1 pseudogene is annotated in these 625 nt (G+C 35.0%); it reads left to right on the top strand.

The annotated features are described in order from the left end of the window. Positions 1–55: 55 nt before the first annotated feature. A pseudogene (locus tag ACIPNH_RS01115) lies at positions 56–625 on the top strand (peptidase M2); the annotation flags it as partial.

Below are 625 nucleotides of genomic sequence, written 5' to 3' on the forward strand. Positions count from 1 at the left end.
TGGCACTCAACCTCCTTATCATCTTCTATCCTTATCTTATCACATCCGGACTTCTATGAAAAGAGCTATAGATAAAATTTTAAGCTTAAAATATTCAGATGACAGCGAAGCAAATAGCCTAGTTTATAAAACAGGTCATGCGTTGATAATGTACTTACAGGAAAAAGATCCTAGTTTATTAAGAGACTACCTAGATGCTTTACGTCAAGGTGACTCACATAAATCAGGAAGCTTTTTAGATCAAATAAAAGGGCATGATAACGCCTTTAAAGGCTGGCTTGCTGAGAATGATACAGAAACTGCAATGGAACATCTCAACGCTTTGCAAGTTACAAAAGGAGATTTCATAGCAACTGGTCAAGAAATAGTGGGTGGAGAAATTAAAAACGTATCCTACTATAAAGCAAATATAGAAAAAATGGATGGAGAAAACGTTGGAAGTTTTTCTCCTGTAGAACACGTTGCGTTTTATGATGTTGCTCGTGCTATAAATAGAGCAACAAATGATACACTTGATATATCAAAGGAATATCATTTCCTTAAGGTAGTAAAAACTTCCGATGGACAGGATAAACTAACTTACTCTGACCAACAAGGTAATGAATATCAAAACAGTCAAGAGTAT

The organism is Wolbachia endosymbiont of Drosophila barbarae, assembly GCF_044752445.1.
In the GTDB taxonomy this organism is placed as follows: Bacteria; Pseudomonadota; Alphaproteobacteria; order Rickettsiales; family Anaplasmataceae; genus Wolbachia; species Wolbachia pipientis.